Here is a 19,115-nt window from a genome sequence, read left to right as displayed (position 1 = left end):
TTCTCGATACGTTTCTTTTCCTTTTAGTCAAACAAACACTCGAAGTGACACCCCATTTCAAACCTACAAATCGAAATAATAAGTAGATTACTCCTTTCCAATTCATTAAAACACTAATAAATACCATCAACACGTGGTGCGGATCACTCTGCAACGCAACAAGGCTATCAACACGCGGTGCGGAACACCCTGCAATGCAACAAGACTATCAGCACGTGGTGCGGAACACCCTGCAACGCAACAAGACCATCAGCACGCGGTGCGGAACATCCTACAATACAACAAGACCATCAGCACGTGGTGCGGAACACTCTGCAATACAACAAGACCATCAGCATACAGTGTTTGCTTCTTTACAAGGTAACTAAACCACTCCATTATTTAAAAAGTACCTAGTTCGTTAAATAAAAAAGTAAGTATGAAATATGTAGAGTATACAATTATACCTGTACACATAAAATAAACCCCTCTTTTTAATTATATTCGCTTTGTACTTACAATAACAACAAGCGAAAGAAATAACTTTCATTCAAATACAACGTATTTATATATAAATGAAGAACTTTAAAGAAAAGTCTGATAAAATATGGGAGGTTGCCAACCTTTTACGAGGCGATTATAAAAGAGCAGATTATGGAAAAGTAATACTTCCTATGACTGTTTTAAGGCGTTTAGATTGTGTACTAGCCAACAATAAACAAAAGGTTTTAGACTATTTACCTAAAGTAGATAAACTTAAAGACAGTGCTAAAGACATTACCTTAAATAAAATAGCAGGTTTTAATTTTCATAATCGAAGTCAGTTTAACTTTGAAACCTTAATAAAAGACCCTACCAATATTGCGGCAAACCTTAGAAATTTTATCAATGGTTTTTCTACCAGTGCGCGTGAAATTATAGAGTATTTTAATTTTGATGACCAGATAGATCGCATGGACGATCCTAAAGCTGATATTTTGTTTAGGGTAGTAAAAGCCTTTCAAGAAATAGATCTTACCCATATGGATTCTATGGAAATGGGCTATGTTTTTGAAGACTTAATTAGGCGTTTTGCTGAACAATCTAACGAAACCGCTGGGGAACACTTTACCCCACGAGAGGTAATTAAGTTAATGGTAAACATGTTGTTTAACGAAGACACTAGCATGCTAACCCAAGAAGGAATTGTAAAAACCTTGTACGATCCTGCCTGTGGAACTGGCGGAATGTTGTCTGTTGGTGAGCAGTATATTAAAGAACTAAATCCTAAAGCAGATTTAAAAGTATTTGGGCAAGAAATTAATCCAGAATCCTATGCTATTTGCAAATCAGATATGTTAATTAAAGGGCAAGACCCTAGCCAAATAAAGTTTGGAAATACATTTACCGTAGATGGTTTAGAAGATGAAACCTTTGATTATATGCTATCTAACCCTCCTTTTGGAGTAGATTGGAAAAAGGCACAAAAGATTATAAAAACCGAAGCCGATAACAAAGGAATGAAAGGGCGCTTTGGTGCAGGGTTGCCAAGAATTAACGACGGATCGTTGTTGTTTTTACAGCATATGATTTCTAAAATGAAAACCAAAGGCACTCGTATAGGAATTGTATTTAACGGCTCTCCTTTATTTTCTGGTCCTGCTGGAAGTGGGGAAAGTGATATTAGGCGTTGGATTATTGAAAACGATTGGCTAGAAACCATTGTAGCTTTACCCGACCAGTTGTTTTATAATACAGGAATTTCTACCTATATATGGATTGTTACCAACCATAAAAGCGAAGCACGCAAAGGCAAAGTGCAATTAATTAATGCTACAGGTACCAAAGACGAAGCATTAATAGCAGAAGGTAAACTCACGGAAAACCGTTTTTGGAAAAAAATGGACAAGAGTTTAGGGAACAAGCGTAAAAAGATTGTAGAAGATACCAAAGACAAAGGCATTGATTTAATTACCCAACTATATGGTAATTTTGAAGAAAACGAGTTTTGTAAAATACTCCCTAACGAATATTTTGGCTACTGGCGTATAACGGTAGAACAACCTTTAAAAGAAAATGGTGAAGTAGTACTAAGCAAAGGCAAACCAAAAGCCGATACAAAATTGCGTGATTATGAAAACATTCCTTTTTTACAAGAAGATACTAACAAAACTTTAGTACCACAAAGCATACAAGAATATGTTAAGAGGGAAGTAATACCTCATGTACCTGAAGCTTGGATAGACGAAAAGAAAACTAAAATAGGCTACGAAATAAACTTTACCAAATACTTTTACGAGTTTACCCCTCTACGTTCTTTAGCAGAAATTAAAGCCGATATTTTAAAGCTAGAAGAAACAACATTAACCCAAGAAAAAAATATCTTAAACTAATGCAGGTCTACGAAAATTATAAAGATTCTGGTATTGAATGGATTGGGAAAATTCCTGCGCATTGGGAGGTTAAGAAGTTAAAAAGACTCGCAAAGATTTGCAATGGTCAAGATCATAAAAAAGTTTGGGATGAAAATGGTAGTTACCCCATTATAGGAAGCGGAGGTATTTTTGGAAGAGCTAAAGACTATTTATTCAAAGGGCCTTCTGTATTATTAGGTAGAAAAGGGACTATTGACAAACCTCAATACATTAGTAGTCCTTTTTGGTCAGTAGATACAGCATATTATACAGAAATATTCAAAGAAATTTCTCCTCGCCTCTTCTATTATTTATGTAAAACAATAAACTTTGATTTATATAAATATGGTTCTACAGTTCCTAGTATGACACAGGAAACCTTAAATCAAATCCCTTTTGCTATTAGTAACAATATTGAAGAGCAAACAACCATAGCCAATTACCTCGACCAAAAAACAGCGGAGTTAGATACTTTAATAGCCGATAAACAAGAATTATTAAAGCTATACGAAGAAGAAAAAACAGCTATTATTAATCAAGCGGTTACCAAAGGAATTAACCCAAATGTTACATTAAAAGATAGTGGTATTGCATGGTTAGGTGAAATTCCTGAGCATTGGGAGGTTTATAAACTAAAATATATTTTATCAGAAAAACTAATGTATGGGGCTAATGAACCTGCTAAGGAAGAAAATATTGAGCATCCAAGATACATCAGAATTACAGATTTTGGAAAAGATGGAGAATTAAAAAGTGATACTTACAAATCATTACCTCCAAAAATAGCTGAAGATTATCTTCTAGAAAATGGAGATATTCTTTTCGCACGAAGTGGAGCAACTGTAGGCAAAACATTTCAGTTTAAAAACTACAAAAAACCTGCGTGTTTTGCTGGTTATTTAATAAAAGCTAGTTTAGACTCAACAAAAGCTATTTCAGATTTTATATACTTTTTTACAAAATCAAACTCTTATGAAAATTGGAAAAATAGTATTTTTAATCAAGCTACAATTCAAAATATTGGTGCTGATAAATATGCTATGTTAGAATTAGCTCTTCCACAAAAAATAAACGAACAACAGGAAATCGTTGATTATATAGAAGAACAACTAGCAATAATAAACGCAAAACAAAAGAAAACAACAACACTAATTAAGTTACTTACCGAGTACCGTACCGCTTTAATTAGCGAGGTAGTTACTGGTAAGATAAAAGTCCCTCAATAAAACTATGACACTCTGTACTGCTCACATACGCCAAATAAATGATACCGAAGAACTTGTTTTTGCTACCGATAGTTGTTTAACGGGTGGTGAAAAATGGAAACATGGCATTAAACTCTTTGAATTACCTCGTAAAGATTGTTTATTATGTTTTGCAGGGAATACCATTCGTGCGTATCCGCTAATTTTAAACTTGGTATCCTCTATTCATTTAAACAAATACTTGCAATCGCCTTCAGCAACTTTAGAAGAGGTATTGGAGTACTTATCGGAGCAATTTACAGAATTAGTTTCTAAAATTATTTCTGAAGTACCCGGAGAAAACATACACGAATTACGAGGCGATGCTAAATTCTTGTTTGGTGGCTGGGATTGGCAAAAGGGAAGCACAGGAGCTTATAGAGTATGGAAACTATATTATAGCGAAGATGCAGAAGGTTTTGTGTTTGATGAGCTAACAGAAGATACTACCAAAACACGATTTTATGTTTTTTTAGGAGATCCAGAAGAAGCTATAGAAGAAGAAGCTAAACAACGTTTCAAAAAAATATTAATAGACGAAGATCTTATTGATGCTAAATTAGATATGGAACCACTACGTGTATTACGAGATATTTCTATAGAAAAAAAGATTAGAGAAGTAGATGGTAGTTTACAAATTGCAAAAGTATACAAATCGAACAGAACAGAGTTTTTTGGTATTTATTGGGCCTCTAGTAAAGGAAAACCTTGTTTTCAAGGAAGAGAATATAACGAAATTAATAAACCTTTAATACGATATTTTAATCCAGATACTTTCGAGATTTTTGAATCAGACTTACCTAATAAGCTTAATGATATTAACGAAGAGTTATATCAAAACGATTATGAACTAGTACGAGAATGTTATGATAAAGATGGTTTTTTAAAAAATGAGGTTACAGAAAAACAAAAACATACTCTACGTATGGTGTTTAAAGAAGTAGCCTATCGTCAATTCTTACTACAGCAAGAAACTCACATGGAAGTTAATGAGCTAAATACGGAGTATATAGAAGAAACTTCCGAAGAACCTGATGAAGCGGAACAAGTTGCTAATTTTATAACTGCACAGGAACTTGAAGGAATTATAGCTAAAGCTGCTGTAGCTACAAAAGAAGACGATGTGGAAACAACTACAGAAAATACAATAACAAAAGAAACCTCTGCTAACCAACAATCATAACAGCTATGAGTATAACTACAGAAAAAACTTTTGAAACTGCCATTATACAAGCGTTAATAAATAATGGTGGCTACACACAAGGAAATGCAGAAGATTACAGCAAAGAATTGGGTTTGTTTAAATATGAAATTATTCATTTTTTACAAGAAACCCAACCCAAAAAATGGACGAAACTAGAAGCTATACATGGTACACAAATACACAATCGCATAATACAACGTTTGTATAAAGAACTCGATTTACGAGGGAGTTTAGATGTACTACGCAATGGTTTTGTAGATTATGGTATCCGTTTTCAATTGGCATATTTTAAACCCGTTTCGGGTTTAAACCCAGAAACAGCGGCTTTATATAACAAAAATCAGCTAAAAGTATACCGCCAAGTATATTACAGTAAAAAGAACACCAATTCGGTAGACTTAGTTATTGCTGTAAATGGTTTGCCTGTAGCTACCTTTGAGCTTAAAAATCAATTTACAGGGCAAAACCTACAAGATGCTTTAAAACAATACAGTACTACTAGAGATAATAGAGAACTCCTATTTACTTTTAAAAAAAGAGCCTTGGTACATTTTGCAGTAGACCAAGACGAGGTGTTTATGACCACGCGCCTTAATGGAAATAAAACTTATTGGCTACCATTTAATAAAGGATACAACAAAGGTAAAGGAAACCCTAAAGCAGCAAATGGAGATTATAAAACCAGTTATTTATGGAACGATATTCTTACGAAAGATAGTTGGTTAGAAATTATTCAACAGTTCATCCATTTACAAACAGAAGAGTACCTAGTAGATAACAAAACCTATAAAAAAGAAACTCTTATTTTTCCACGTTACCATCAGCTAGATGTAGTACGTAAAGTAAGTAAAAACGTATTACAAGTACATGCTGGTACCAATTATTTAATACAACACTCTGCTGGTTCAGGTAAAAGTAATTCTATTGCATGGCTTGCTTACAAACTTACAGGTTTACATACCGCTGCTAACGAACGTATTTTTGATGCAGTAATTGTGGTTACCGATAGACGTGTATTAGACCAACAACTACAAAATACCATTTATCAGTTTGAACATAAATCGGGTGTAGTACAACGTATAGATAAAGACAGCACACAATTAGCTAACGCGCTACAACACGGTACTAATATTATTATTACTACACTACAAAAATTTCCATTTGTTGTAGACAAAGTAGGTGCACTCCCAGATCGAAAATATGCGGTAATTATAGACGAAGCCCATAGCTCGCAAGGCGGAGAAGCTAGTAAAAAAATGAAAGAAGTATTAGGTGTAACCTCTTTAGAGGAAGCTGCTGAGCAAGAAGCTACTGATGATTTTACTGGAGAGGATCTTATTAACAAAAAAGTAGAACATTCTGCCGAAAGCCGTGGTAAACAAAAAAACATTTCTTTCTTTGCATTTACTGCCACTCCAAAAGAAAAAACATTAAAAGTATTTGGACATAGAGATGCAGAAGGGAAACCAAAGGCTTTTCATTTATACGCTATGCGCCAAGCGATAGAAGAAGGTTTTATCTTAGATGTATTACAAAACTATACTACGTACGATTTGTATTTTAGATTAAGTAAAGCCATAGAAGAAGACCCTAAATTAAATAAGAAAAAAGCAAATAAAGCTATTGGTCGTTTTGTTTCTTTACACCCACATAACCTAGCACAAAAAACCGAAGTTATTGTAGAGCATTTTAGGCAAGTGGTAATGCATCGTATTGGCGGTAAAGCTAAAGCCATGCTAGTATGTGGATCTCGTTTACATGCCAAACGCTATTTTGAAGAATTTGAACGATATATAAAAAATAAAGGATATACAGATTTAAAAGTACTAGTTGCTTTTTCAGGAAAAGTTATTGATGACAATACCTCTTCCGATGGTGTTGCTGAGCCAGAACTTACTGGGTTTGGAGAAAAAGAGCTTCCTACTGTTTTTGAAAAAGATGAATATCGCATTTTAATTGTAGCAGAGAAATATCAAACAGGCTTCGACCAACCTTTATTACAAACCATGTATGTAGATAAAAAATTATCGGGTGTAAAAGCGGTACAAACTTTATCTCGCTTAAATAGAACCTGTGCAGGAAAAATAGATACTTTTGTATTAGATTTTGTAAACGAAAGAGAAGATATTTTTAAATCTTTTCAACCATATTACGAAACTACAACTGTTTCTGAAGAAACGGATATCAATCACTTATACGATCTTAGGCACAGATTAGATCAAATGCAAGTGTATTGGCAAAGTGAAATAGACAGCTTTGCAAATGTTTATTTTCATCCAGATACTAAATTAAACAACCCTAGTCAGCAAAAATATTTATACTCTTTTACCGATCCTGCTGTTACCCGTTTTAAAGCACTTGAAAAAGAGGTACAAGATGAATTTAAGAAAGGCATACGTACTTGGACCAATTTGTATTCTTTCTTAGGGCAGATAATGCCTTTTCCTGATATGGAGTCTGAAAAGTTTTATGCCTATGCTAAACTATTACAAACACGATTGCCTAAAAGAGACCTTTCGGAAACCATACAGTTAAATGATGAAATTGCCTTAGAGTATTATCGTTTACAAAAAATAAAAGAAGGTGCTATTGCATTAATCCAAGGAGAAGATGGAGAGTTAAAAGGAGCAACAGAAGCTGGATTAAAAAGACCTAAAGAAGAAGAAGCACTACTTTCTGAAATTGTTTCTGTATTAAATGATCGGTTTGGAACTGAGTTTGAAGAAGCAGATAGGTTGTTTTTTGAATCTATAGAAGCTGAATTACTAAAGGATGAAAACTTAAAACAACAAGCTATTGTAAACAAAGAAGATACTTTTAAATATGCTTTTGAAGATGTGTTTATAATGAAGCTAATAGAACGTATGGAGGAAAATCAAGAAATATTTGAAAGAATATTAGAAGATACTTCTTTTGGTGATTTGGTTAAAAAAATTATGATGAAGAGAATACATCGAAAGTTTAATAATCAGCTATAAAAAGAAAACTATGAACACACTAAAAGAAGACATCCCCGATTTTCAAAGCATAATGCTTCCTATGCTGCAATTGTTAGCAGACGGACAAACCAAAAACCTAAATGAGGTAATGCAATTACTTACAATGCATTTTAAATTAAGTCCAGAGCACTTAAAAATAAAAGTACCTAGTGGCCAAATGGGCTTGTTTAGAAATCGCGTGGGTTGGACACGTAGCCATTTAAAAAACGCAGGTTTAATTAGTTACCCCAATAGAGGCGAGTATCAAATTACCGATTTCGGAAAGGATTTCTTGGCGAGTAATCCAAACCAACTGAATTTAAAAGTATTAAAAAACATGCCTAAATACCAAGAGTGGGCTGCTACTTTTAATCAAGAGTCTAATGGGGTTGCTACTCAAACGATAAGAGAAAATACAGAACAAACACCTGATGAGGTTTTAGATACAACTATTAAACAAATTCACCAACAGTTAGCCGCTGATTTATTAGACAAGCTTAAAAGTAATAGCGCTAACTTTTTTGAAAATTTTGTGGTTGATTTATTAAAAAAAATGGGGTATGGAGAATTTCGTGAAGAAGCCGCCAAAGTAACTGGACAAACTGGTGATAATGGCATTGACGGTATTGTTTACCAAGATCGTTTAGGTTTAGAAAGCGTATATATTCAAGCAAAACGTTATAGTGATACTACAGTAGGTTCTCCAGATATTAGGAATTTTATAGGATCGTTAGCACTACAAGGTGTTAGTAAAGGAGTATTTTTAACTACCTCTCGCTTTTCTGAAGCAGCTGTGCGAACAGCACAAGAAAGCAAACAACAGAAAATTGTTTTAATAAACGGAAAAAAGTTAGCAGATCTTGCTATTGAGTTTAATTTAGGAGTACAACAAGATAGAGAGATTATACTTAAAAAAATAGATACCGATCGGTTTGATGAGTAACTTACCAATTGTTTAAAGTGTCTAAAGAATATAAACATCAGTTGAAACAGTCTCATTAAATATAATGAATATTGTTAAAATTTAACCATTCAATTTATGTATTACCATGTTTAACATACCAAAAGGTTATTCTCCTACTAAGATTGCTGAAATGGTTGCCAACAAATACACTATCAAAGGCTATGTATTAGATTTTTCTTTAAAGAGTTTACAGCAAGAGATAGACCGTATCTTGGCAAACGAAACAACAGTATTAAAAAATAAAGATACTTTAGAGTGTGAGTTAACCGCTTACTTTGGTGAAACTTTATGTAGATTGTATGAATTTTCTTGGTCGGGCACATACGATCGTATGAAAACTGGGATTAACTATTATACCTGTAAAATAGTGAGGGACGGTTTTGAGATATGGCCAAGTCATTTTTTAGGGTATTATATGAACAATGGAAAAGATGATGTAGGTAGTTTTGAAAAGTATATCAATGGGTTACTTCCTAAAATTAACAATAAGAGAGTTTAATTTCTTTACCTATTGTCAGTTCGAGTACCGACTAAAAGGAGGTGTATCGAGAACTATTCCAATACCCAAACACTTCTCGATACAAAATTAAATTCCGCTTGGGGCTACATTCAATTTTACTCGAAGTGACAACTCGCTTTAAACCAACAAACCAAACCACCTGTCAGTTCGAGTACCGACTATAAGGAGGTGTATCGAGAACTATTCCAAAACCCAATCACTTCTCGATACAAAATTAAATTCCGCTTGCTACATTCAATTTCACTCGAAGTGACAACTCGCTTTAAACCAACAAACCAAACCTCCTGTCAGTTAGAGTACCGACTAAAAGAAGGTGTATCGAGAACTGTTTCAATATCCCAAACTCTTCTCGATACAAAATTAAATTCCGCTTTGCTGCATTCAATTTTACTCGAAGTGACAACTCGCTTTAAACCAACAAACCAAACCTCCTGTCAGTTCGAGTACCGATTAAAAGGAGGTGTATCGAGAACTATTCCAAAACCCAAACACTTCTCGATACAAAATTAAATTCCGCTTGCTACATTCAATTTCACTCGAAGTGACAACTCTTTTTAACCATCTAAATCGTTTCTTTTTCCTTATTATGTATTTGTTTCTGTTGAAGTATTAGTATTATAAGCATAGGTTGTTGCATAATCTTCCAAATCATATGAAGCAGTAGTGGTAGTTGTATTATTTGTTGTAGGCGTACTTAAAGTTGTTGTTAAAAACAGTAACAATGATGTAATAAAATCCATAATATATTTGGTTTAAAGTTAATGTAGTATATGATTTAGGGGATCATATCCTTTGTAATACTAAGCTATATTTCCTATGTATCTACAAGTTAACGGTACAATATATCCACTTCCATTACTTCTTACACAACAAGTACATGCTTGTGTTCCATTAACAATGCAAGTATCGCATGTTACTTTCATATTTCCTCCAAAAGTTTCTTTCATTTCGGCTTTACTTAATTCTTTAGTTGACAAAGATTTCAATTTCTCTATAGTATTCATATTTCTATTGATTAATTTATTTTGCTAAAAATACTTTCGTTAAAACAAAAATCCCTCACCTTTTTCGGGTGATTTTTCAAGTATTTAAACTACTTGTTTTCAGCGTTTTAATAATTGAAGGGTAAGAATTCGGGTAAAAGAAGAGATTTTTTAGATTTTTTTTAAAAAAACTTTTAAACAAAGATAAAAAAATCTAAAACATGTAACTAAATTTAGCTAAAAGGTTTATTTTGGATAATTATATTTACCCTAATATTTATAACTTCAAAATAAAGTACAATGAAAAAAGCAGGATTTATTTTAATAATGATATTTAATTTATTTGTATTTACCAATTGTGTTGATTCTTCAAAAGAGTTAGAACAGTTAAAAAAAGACGAAAACACGTTTAATTCATTAAAAATAGATAAGGATGAAGTGGAAAGCCCAGACGATAGAAAAACAGACAATTAATATTATTCTTACTAACTAAGATTTTATTTATATTAGCAGCTTAAATATTGTAATGATATTTAGAATTAACCCCGAAATAAATCAATAATGAACAAAATACTTTACAATCAACTAAAACCAGTCTTTGGTTTATTTCTTATTTAATTCTAAAATCAAAAAAACGTTATAAGGTTCTACTAAAAACCTAAAAAATTACTGTATTATATTTACTCTAGTATTAATTTTAAATAGAGTAAAAAAATGAAAAAATCAGTATTTATTTTAGTAATGTGTTTTTGTACAATTTTATTAACTAGTTGTATAGATCAATCTAAAGAATTACAAGAAAGAATAGAAAATAATGAAAGGCTTACCGAACCATCAGACGACGGAACAATTAAAGACACAGACCCAGACGACGACGGAGAAGGTTAAAAATAAATTTACAGGAGCATTAGCTGTTATTTTATTAATTATTGGAGTAACAGCTTCTTTTTCTCATCGTTTTTTTACACCTGCAAAAGACAATCCATTAATTTTAGAATTAAATAAAAAAAGATCACAACTAAAAAAAAGCTGGGACGAAAAAGAGCTTTCTCTTGATAATCTTTTTAAAAATAACTCTCTTAGTAAAGAGAAATATTTTGAAATTAAAGAGCGTAATAAAAAACAAAGAGTTAGTGATTTTAAAAACATCAGTAGGGAAAGAAAAGCTTTAGCACATGATTTTAGTTTTAATGGGCGAAATAGTATACATTACTGGCTTTGGGTTTTTGGTGTGTTTTTACTAATGTTTATTATAACTATTTTTTCTTCATTGAAAGATTACAAGTTGCATAAAGCAGGTTTATTAAAATGGTATGAACCTTATGCAAATATTGTATTTACCTTAATTTCTCTTTTTTGGTTGTATCACACTATCTTCAAAAAAAACTATGATTTTAGTATTGATTTTTATTTAGTTGCATTATTAATTGTACTAATTCCTTTATCATATTTCTTATACCATTTCATAAGGAGAACTTTTACTATTGAAGAAAAACTACTAGAAAATATTAGGAATTTAGTCTCCCATGTCTTGCATAATACTAAAGAAGATAAGGAAAATGAAAAATGGGAATTACTAGATAAAATTTCAAAAAATGGGAAATAATAAAAAGAAAAAAGAAATAATTAGTCATTTAGAAAAAACAAATCAAATAAAACTAAAAGACAAAGAAAATCAATTAACTATCATAAAAAAGCAGGAAATAAAAATTAAAGAACTCAAAAACAAATCTTTAAAAAACTTAGTTCAAATTGGTTTTATAGAATCTAATTTATTTTTTACCTAAGTAAGCTAATAATGATTCTTTTGTAGCAGTTATCTCTGCTAATTTTTTGGCAACTCTAACTTCGATAATATTCGAAAAAATCTTTCTTTTCATAAATTCTTCCTCCTCTTCTGCAACAAAATTTATTATTTCATTGATAAAAAATTTTACACCGTTCTTCTCATAATAAATATCATCTAACGTTTCTTTAGTCCCAGTTAATAACCATTCTTTAGAAAACTGAGGGTATTTATTGTTAATTATTGAAGCTAAATTTCTACTAATAGAAGCTTTTCCTCTCAGAATTTTATATATACGTTCAGGTCTTTCAAAACCTAAAGCTTCTGAAAACTGTTTTGGGTTTTCAAAGTTTAAGTCTTTAATAATAAAATTTATTACTTCAATAGATTTTTGAATTCTTATATCCATAGTTTTAAAAAAAACAACAAAAAAGTTGCAATACAATAAAAAAGTTGTATATTTGTGTATCGACCTAGTTCAAATATAGGTAAATTATACTTGATAATCTTTAATGAGGATTTAAAACTCAAATGCAAAAAAAATTATCTTTTATATTCCTCTATTTTATAATTAGTTAAGTAAACAATAAATTAATATTCTATGGCTCAACGGGGGGCTATTTTCCGTGAAGGGGTGGGAACATATAGGGTTTTTCGGAGGGAACCTTATTTAATTCCCTAAGATGTCACCTTTTTTTCATTGGGTGGCTTATCAACTCAAGTATGAAATATTACTTGGGTTGATTTTTTAATAAGAAAGAGATTGAAAACAAAATAAAGTATCTTTATAAAAAAATTAAACTATTGCTAATGATTTAAAACAAATTATTTATGAAACACCTCCCGACCTACCTAATACTGCTATGCGGTATGTATTGCTATGGGCAAAAAGACCATACACCTAAAAGCCCTACGGCTTCATTTCCTGCTAATAATATTCATATAGGTAAAGGAAATATACCTAAACCCTATACAGTCAACAATCATTACCAAAATCAAATATTGATTAATGGAAATAAGACTTTTAATTCTTATGAGCAGGATAGAATGAGAGTTGAACAAGAGCTAAGAGAAAAGGAAAGCCTAAAACGTGATATTCAACTACAATTGTTAAATACATTAGATTTAAGCTTGCCAAGTAAAGCAACTACACAACAAGCTAAATATTACAAAAAAGCTTTTGAAAAACTATTGAAAACTAATATAGATAGCTTTTCTATAAAAGATGCGACCTTTACCGTTGAAAGTGCTTTTTATGATAATCAACGAGATTTTGAAGAATTTAATAAAACTGTAAAGCGAACAGGGGCTTTTTTACGTGAAAAGATGAAAGATTTTAACTATGACCCCAATAGTAACTTAGCTAAAAATCTTATCTTATTTCAATTCTTTGCCGATACCTTAGAAATAAAATCAAAAGGTTTAAAACATCTTCCTTTACGATATGATTTCAACGATTATAAAGGGAAAAAGAATTGGCGAAATATGTTTGTAAGTAAATTATTAACTACTGGTAAAGGGCAATGTCATTCGTTACCTCTTTTGTATTTAATACTAGCCGATGAAATCAAGGCAAAAGCGCATCTTTCATTATCGCCAAATCATACTTATATTAAGTTTCAGGACAATAAAAAAAAGTGGTATAACGTAGAACTGACAAATGGAATGTTTACTACAGACACGTATATTTTGCAAAGTGGTTATATTACTTCGGAAGCCTTACAAAATGGTATTTATATGCAAGAGCTTACTAATAAACAATTGCTTTCACAATCATTAAATGATTTAGCAATGGGGTATATTAGTAAATTTGGGTATGATAACTTTGTAAAACAGATTATAGACAAAGCACTAGAATTGCACCCTAATAATATCAATTCAAATATTTTGCTTGAAAATTATCTTACTTATCAATTTGAATACGTTACAAGAAATTTACTAGGTATTAACCCGAGAAATAAACAAGAATTACAACAAATAAGGAAGTTTCCTAATGTGGTAAACCTATTAAATAAAGTTAACTTGGCACAACAAAGAACGGATAATTTAGGATATAAGCCTATGCCTTCTAAAATGTATCAAAACTGGTTAAACTCACTAAAACAGCATAAACAACAACAAGAGGACAAAGAACTAAAAGAAAGATTTAAACTAAACATAAAAACATTAAAAAATTGATACGAAAAATAATATTTATAACATTAATACTTTTTAATATTCTACATATTAAAGCGCAAGATTTTCTTTTTGAAAAAAGCTACGATACTTTGGTTAATATGCTTGAAAATCCTAAGACTTATAATTTTAAAGATGCTGTTTTTAGTGTTGAAAATGCATACTATAACGGAAATCTAAATTTTGAAGATATTAATTATCAAATAGAAGGTTTAAAAGACTTTGTAAAAAAAATAAAAGCTAATAGAGTTTTAAAATATAACGATACAGATAAAAACAAAATAAGTACTTACGCCGCTGTTTTTTCAGTTATGAACGATAGTATACCTTTACATATAAATAATAAAAAACTTACTTATTACCCTTTTGTATATGATTTTAACGACCCTTTTGGGAATAAAGATTGGGATAATATGTTTGTATCTAAATTATTAACCACAAAATCGGGGAATTGTCATTCATTACCGTATTTATATAAAATCTTGGTGGAAGAAATGGGAGAAACAGCACATTTGGCTTTAGCTCCTAACCACATTTATATTAAACAAAACAGTAAAAGAGACGGATGGTATAATACAGAACTAACAAGTGGAATTTTCCCTATAGATGCTTGGCTTATGGCTTCGGGTTATATACATATTAACGCAATTAAAAATAGCGTATATATGAAAGCATTAAACAATAAAGAAAGTATAGCCTTATGTTTAGTTGATTTAGCACAATCGTATAACAGAAAATTTCCAGAAAGTAACTACGAGTTTGTTTTAAAATGCTGCAATAAAGCCTTAGAATATTTCCCTAAATTAGTAAATGCAATGCTCTTAAAAAGTGAAATTAAGAGAAAGCAAATAGAACTTTTTTTAAAAGATAATAACGCTAGTTTTCCTAATGATATTTTTAAGTATAAAGAAACCGCACTTTTATTTAAAGATATGGAGCAATTAATAACACAAATACATGAAATAGGTTATAGAAAAATGCCAGAACAAATGTATTTAGATTGGTTGGTATCTTTAAAAAAGGAAAAAGAAAAATACAGTAATAATAAAATTAACACCCTAAACACTAAATAATATGAAAACGAAAAGATTATTAACATTATTAATTACAATTATCTCTTTAAATATTGGGTTTGCTCAAAATGATAATTTAAGCCCTGAAGAAAAAGCAAAAAGAGAAAAGAACATACAAGCGGGCAACCCGTTTAAAAAGTTTGGATATACCCCTAAAATTGCAACATTAAGCAAAGGAAAATATTTAGAGTTTCACGACTTAGATAGTATTGTACCTATAGGCTCAGTACTATATAATGTAAACACTAATAAAATTGTATCTTTTAAGCAAATAGACACCTTAGAGCTTTCAGAAGCTACTTTAAAACCTGAGGTAATAAGTAGGTGGTTTTCTCCTGACCCATTGGCAGAAGAATTTCCAGACTGGTCGCCTTATAACTTTGTAGAAAACAATCCTATTAGATACGTTGACCCTGACGGTTTAGCTCCTGTAGATATTGTTTTAAGAGGTTCTAATAACTCCAGTATAACTATTGAAACTGATTTAATAGATGTTGATGTAGACGCAGGCTTTTTAGTAGGTGACTTAGGCGGAAATTATTCTTTTAGTGGTAATGATATTTTAACAGCGGGATTGGATATTGTCGGGGTTATAGATCCCACGCCTATTTCAGACGGGTTAGCAGCTTCTTTGGAGTTTAAAAGTGGAAATTATGGCGGCGCTCTTTTAAGTGGTTTGGGAATATTTCCTTATGTTGGTGATCTTGGTAAGGCAGGAAAAATACCAAAGCATATTAAGACTATAAAAAATGCTATTCATGGTAATTCAAAGGCTAGTAAAAAAGTACAACATGGTTATGAAATTTTTAATAAAAAAACAGGTGAAATTTTAGAGTATGGTATAAGTGGGCAAAAAAGAAGCAAAAAGCAAATAGCAAACGGAGGTTCACCAAGAATAAATCAAAAATTAAAGAAAAAATATAACAATGATTCTAATGTTGGAGGTAGAGTTACAAAAGATGGCATCAAGGGAAGAAAAAAAGGTTTACAATGGGAGCAAAACCAAGTAAATAAACATGCTAAAAGAAAAGGAGAACCACCAATAAATCAAAAAAGACCTAAGCCTAGTAATAATTAATATAATGAGTTTACATCAAATAGATTTAAGAATACAATACGAACATAAATTAACTAATAGATTTACACCAGAAACGTTCTGTATAGCTGAGTTGTACCATTCTTTTTTAAAAAATTACAATACTAATAAAGTAAAAAAATGTAACATAATAGTGTCAGATAATTGGGGGGAAGATTTAGGAGAGTACACCAATTGGAGTGATAGTAAAAGCATTAAAATTGCTTTAGATTTTAAGAATTATTTTTCCCAAGATAAACACGATAAAAAGAAAATAATTTTAGATAAAATCCATAAGGGAATGATCGAAATAGCCAAAAAAGAGGGGTGGCAAATTAATCCGCTTTTAGATGCTTATAACTCTTGTATTGAAGCTAACTTAGTTTATCAATTCGATGTAGGTAAACCCAAATTATCTCCTAATAAGAAACACAAAATAGGTTTCTGGTGTAATTGGGATATTGATGTTTTTGAAGTTTACAGAGTTTTATATGATAAAAAGGGAACAGAAATAAGCAGAGAAAAGTTTATATCAAAAAAACCCAATAACGGAGAATTTGTTTATTATTTAAAATGGAAATGGTTAGATAATTCAAAAGTATTAGTTGAAGATAAATATAAGTATGGAGATAATGAAAAATGGACGTTAAAAATTGAAGCTTAAACATTTCAGACAATGAAATAAAAATAATTAAATCTAACGGTAAAAGTTTATATAAGGCAAATGTGAAAAGATATTAGATACAGTTTAAAGATGAATTTATACTATTTACACTTAGGTTTAGATTACTATGATTATATAGAATCTAATAACGATTTAAGATATGAGTTTCAAAAACACACTAATTTTATAGATGATTATTTTTCAAAAGAAATAAGAAAATTAAAATTAAAAACAGATGGTACTTTTAAAATGATTGCGATTTCACCAACTGAATTCGAAATAAAAAAGAGTTCTGTTGTACCTGATAAAGCTTTAAAAGTTAACCTATCATTTAATAAAAAACGATATGAACAAATAAAAGCTACAGAAGATTGTAGTTATTATTTAGAACTCTTAGAAGAAGGATTTAAAAAAGCAAATGATTATAAAAAAATTCATCTACAAGAATTATTAAATGTAATCCAGAAATTTAAAGACAATGATTGTAAAAATGAATGGCAGCACAAAAAAAAGCGTTCTAAAAGTGACGACTTAGAAGTTATTTTAAATTGTGAGTTTACGACAAATCATTTTCAATTAGTGGCTATTATAAATCAAATATCAACTAAAAAAGAATTAGCAAAAGGTGTTGTTATGAGGACGGATACAGGAAGTTTTATACATGAGGGGATGTATAAAAATATCCTTATTGATAAAGATATTATTGTTACAAATGGAAGTGACAAACCTATAATTAAAATTAATAAGAAAGCTGCTTTAAAAGGAGAGTTAAAATTTAAAATACTAGGTGATAAAGAAATAAAAGAAATACTTTCTTATGGCTTAGATATATAGGTATTTAAAAATGCATTTACGCAAAAATGATTGAAAAAGAATATATTAAAAGGGTTACGCTTGTAAAACCTGTTTCAAAAGAGCTACTAGAAAAAGCGGAACGAAAAATAAAATATAGATTTCCTGAAATATTCAAATATTTCTACACTATAGAAACTAACGGTATTTATATAGGGAATAAAATTTTATATAGTGTTTTCAATCCAGAAGATAAAAAAACAACTTTTAAAAGTTTACAAATAATCAATAACCCGTTTTCGGGTTATTGGTTTAAATATCATCCAGAATTTTTTAACGATTATGTGATTATAGGTGCAGACTTAAATAATTGTTATGCTATTTCTAAAACAGAAATAACAAACAACCCTACGATTTATATATGTAAAAACCCTAATACAAAAAGTAAAGTTATTATAGAAAAATTAAACTTTGATTTGAAACAATTGATTTATATAATGGCTAGAAATAGTATTAAATTATTTACCTAAATAATTTCTTTCTTCTAATATTATTTTAATAACTTTTCGTATTTCTCTATGCTTTAATTCAATTTCGCTTTTCTTTTCATAACCCTTATAAGGAAAACCAATTGCAGCAAGTGAAGCTAGCAGAGTAAAACCATTTATTAAATCTTTATTTAGTATTCCACCTATTAATATTTTAATTATAAAATTATCACTTTCTTTAAGTTTAGCTAATACAAAAGGTAAGGCTACAAGTACCAAGGCTATCAAAATAAAATTAAAAAGTATTGTTTTTAGAAGCTTTTTTCTTTTCTGCTTACCTTTTTCGTTTAATACTACCTTGGAATCAGTATCTATTTTTAGAAGTTCTTCATTTGTAAGGCTTTCAAGTTTTTGTTTCTCAATATAAATATTGATGTCTCTACCTACTTTAATACTTTTATTATTATCAAACATATTTTTAATTTACCACTAAATATAAAATTTACACGTTAAAAAACAAAGTGTTATAATAAACTCATTATAACACTTTATATTTTTAAAACTCTACATCTTGTATGTTTACTTTTTCTTCGTTAATTATCGGGTTTAATTTCCCTGAATAAATATTGTATTGCAGCTCCGCTAAATTTCGATTTTGATACCTGTTTTTATCTTGGTATACATAATGTTGTTTGTAGTCTGCAAATTTTTCTACAAAGAGTATGCAATCGCCATCGTAACCACTTTTAGAACCGCCGCGCATTTTCCCGTCGGTTGTTTGTTGAAAGATTACCAGA

General features: G+C 30.5%; 21 protein-coding genes. 16 read left to right on the top strand and 5 right to left on the bottom strand.

Annotated features, from left to right (window positions below; genetic code table 11):
• Window positions 1-554 precede the first annotated feature (554 nt).
• The 6 genes from ACKTTC_RS11100 to ACKTTC_RS11075 all read left to right on the top strand — a co-directional run bounded on the left by ACKTTC_RS11100 (window position 555) and on the right by ACKTTC_RS11075 (window position 9,261).
• Complete coding sequence (locus ACKTTC_RS11100) at window positions 555-2,351, top strand: type I restriction-modification system subunit M (RefSeq protein ID WP_408039898.1); 1,797 nt, start codon at window positions 555-557, stop codon at window positions 2,349-2,351.
• Complete coding sequence (locus ACKTTC_RS11095) at window positions 2,351-3,598, top strand: restriction endonuclease subunit S (protein ID WP_408039897.1); 1,248 nt, start codon at window positions 2,351-2,353, stop codon at window positions 3,596-3,598. Before ACKTTC_RS11100 ends, ACKTTC_RS11095 begins: the two co-directional genes overlap by 1 nt.
• 4 nt (window positions 3,599-3,602) lie before the next feature.
• Entirely contained in the window at window positions 3,603-4,799 is a 1,197-nt protein-coding gene (locus tag ACKTTC_RS11090; protein WP_408039896.1) for a hypothetical protein, read from the top strand.
• 5 nt (window positions 4,800-4,804) lie between these two features.
• On the top strand, window positions 4,805-7,798 hold the full coding sequence (locus ACKTTC_RS11085; RefSeq protein ID WP_408039895.1) for a type I restriction endonuclease subunit R: 2,994 nt from the start codon (window positions 4,805-4,807) through the stop codon (window positions 7,796-7,798).
• Window positions 7,799-7,808: 10 nt separating this feature from the next.
• Window positions 7,809-8,741, top strand: coding sequence for a restriction endonuclease (locus tag ACKTTC_RS11080; protein ID WP_408039894.1), 933 nt, complete (start codon window positions 7,809-7,811; stop codon window positions 8,739-8,741).
• A gap of 106 nt (window positions 8,742-8,847) precedes the next feature.
• Window positions 8,848-9,261, top strand: coding sequence for a hypothetical protein (locus ACKTTC_RS11075; RefSeq protein WP_408039893.1), 414 nt, complete (start codon window positions 8,848-8,850; stop codon window positions 9,259-9,261).
• 605 nt (window positions 9,262-9,866) lie between these two features.
• On the opposite strand, the gene ACKTTC_RS11070 is transcribed toward ACKTTC_RS11075, so the two are convergent.
• Both ACKTTC_RS11070 and ACKTTC_RS11065 read right to left on the bottom strand, forming a co-directional pair.
• Window positions 9,867-10,022 (bottom strand): hypothetical protein, encoded by a 156-nt coding sequence (locus ACKTTC_RS11070; protein ID WP_408039892.1) that lies wholly within the window; start codon window positions 10,020-10,022, stop codon window positions 9,867-9,869.
• Between the two features lie 60 nt (window positions 10,023-10,082).
• On the bottom strand, window positions 10,083-10,286 hold the full coding sequence (locus ACKTTC_RS11065) for a hypothetical protein (RefSeq protein ID WP_408039891.1): 204 nt from the start codon (window positions 10,284-10,286) through the stop codon (window positions 10,083-10,085).
• A 279-nt stretch (window positions 10,287-10,565) separates the two neighbouring features.
• Between ACKTTC_RS11065 and ACKTTC_RS11060 the strand changes: the two genes are divergently transcribed.
• The 4 genes from ACKTTC_RS11060 (at window position 10,566) to ACKTTC_RS11045 (ending at window position 12,052) form a co-directional block, all read left to right on the top strand.
• A complete protein-coding gene (locus ACKTTC_RS11060; RefSeq protein WP_408039890.1) occupies window positions 10,566-10,739 on the top strand; it encodes a hypothetical protein in 174 nt (57 codons plus the stop codon).
• Between the two features lie 240 nt (window positions 10,740-10,979).
• Window positions 10,980-11,153 (top strand): hypothetical protein, encoded by a 174-nt coding sequence (locus tag ACKTTC_RS11055; RefSeq protein WP_408039889.1) that lies wholly within the window; start codon window positions 10,980-10,982, stop codon window positions 11,151-11,153.
• Window positions 11,080-11,871 carry a hypothetical protein gene (locus ACKTTC_RS11050; RefSeq protein ID WP_408039888.1) on the top strand — a complete coding sequence of 264 codons (792 nt, stop codon included), beginning with the start codon at window positions 11,080-11,082 and terminating at the stop codon, window positions 11,869-11,871. The genes ACKTTC_RS11055 and ACKTTC_RS11050 overlap by 74 nt, the downstream gene beginning before the upstream one ends.
• Entirely contained in the window at window positions 11,861-12,052 is a 192-nt protein-coding gene (locus ACKTTC_RS11045) for a hypothetical protein (RefSeq protein WP_408039887.1), read from the top strand. Before ACKTTC_RS11050 ends, ACKTTC_RS11045 begins: the two co-directional genes overlap by 11 nt.
• Here the strand turns inward: ACKTTC_RS11045 and ACKTTC_RS11040 are convergent.
• A complete protein-coding gene (locus tag ACKTTC_RS11040) occupies window positions 12,038-12,460 on the bottom strand; it encodes a hypothetical protein (RefSeq protein WP_408039886.1) in 423 nt (140 codons plus the stop codon). The two genes, ACKTTC_RS11045 and ACKTTC_RS11040, sit on opposite strands and share 15 nt — an antisense overlap.
• Before the next feature lie 422 nt (window positions 12,461-12,882).
• On the opposite strand from ACKTTC_RS11040, the gene ACKTTC_RS11035 reads away from it, so the two are divergent.
• The 6 genes from ACKTTC_RS11035 to ACKTTC_RS11010 all read left to right on the top strand — a co-directional run bounded on the left by ACKTTC_RS11035 (window position 12,883) and on the right by ACKTTC_RS11010 (window position 18,360).
• Window positions 12,883-14,229 (top strand): hypothetical protein, encoded by a 1,347-nt coding sequence (locus ACKTTC_RS11035; RefSeq protein WP_408039885.1) that lies wholly within the window; start codon window positions 12,883-12,885, stop codon window positions 14,227-14,229.
• Entirely contained in the window at window positions 14,226-15,299 is a 1,074-nt protein-coding gene (locus ACKTTC_RS11030) for a hypothetical protein (protein ID WP_408039884.1), read from the top strand. The genes ACKTTC_RS11035 and ACKTTC_RS11030 overlap by 4 nt, the downstream gene beginning before the upstream one ends.
• A gap of 1 nt (window position 15,300) precedes the next feature.
• The gene (locus ACKTTC_RS11025) at window positions 15,301-16,377 is read left to right on the top strand and encodes a hypothetical protein (protein ID WP_408039883.1); all 1,077 of its coding nucleotides are present in this window, start codon (window positions 15,301-15,303) and stop codon (window positions 16,375-16,377) included.
• Window positions 16,378-16,381: 4 nt separating this feature from the next.
• Window positions 16,382-17,038: a hypothetical protein gene (locus ACKTTC_RS11020; protein WP_408039882.1), complete on the top strand. Its 657-nt coding sequence runs from the start codon at window positions 16,382-16,384 to the stop codon at window positions 17,036-17,038.
• Between the two features lie 90 nt (window positions 17,039-17,128).
• Entirely contained in the window at window positions 17,129-17,872 is a 744-nt protein-coding gene (locus tag ACKTTC_RS11015) for a hypothetical protein (protein WP_408039881.1), read from the top strand.
• A gap of 26 nt (window positions 17,873-17,898) precedes the next feature.
• Complete coding sequence (locus ACKTTC_RS11010) at window positions 17,899-18,360, top strand: SMI1/KNR4 family protein (RefSeq protein WP_408039880.1); 462 nt, start codon at window positions 17,899-17,901, stop codon at window positions 18,358-18,360.
• Here the strand turns inward: ACKTTC_RS11010 and ACKTTC_RS11005 are convergent.
• Window positions 18,349-18,792 carry a hypothetical protein gene (locus ACKTTC_RS11005; RefSeq protein WP_408039879.1) on the bottom strand — a complete coding sequence of 148 codons (444 nt, stop codon included), beginning with the start codon at window positions 18,790-18,792 and terminating at the stop codon, window positions 18,349-18,351. The two genes, ACKTTC_RS11010 and ACKTTC_RS11005, sit on opposite strands and share 12 nt — an antisense overlap.
• An 82-nt stretch (window positions 18,793-18,874) precedes the next feature.
• On the bottom strand, window positions 18,875-19,115 hold a 241-nt coding region (locus tag ACKTTC_RS11000; RefSeq protein ID WP_408039878.1), incomplete at its 5' end, for a hypothetical protein.

Source organism: Tenacibaculum amylolyticum (genome assembly GCF_964511145.1).
Taxonomy (GTDB): Bacteria; Bacteroidota; Bacteroidia; order Flavobacteriales; family Flavobacteriaceae; genus Polaribacter; species Polaribacter amylolyticum.
The sequence above is the reverse complement of the archived record's forward strand: the minus strand, read 5'-3'. Positions and strand labels throughout refer to the sequence as shown.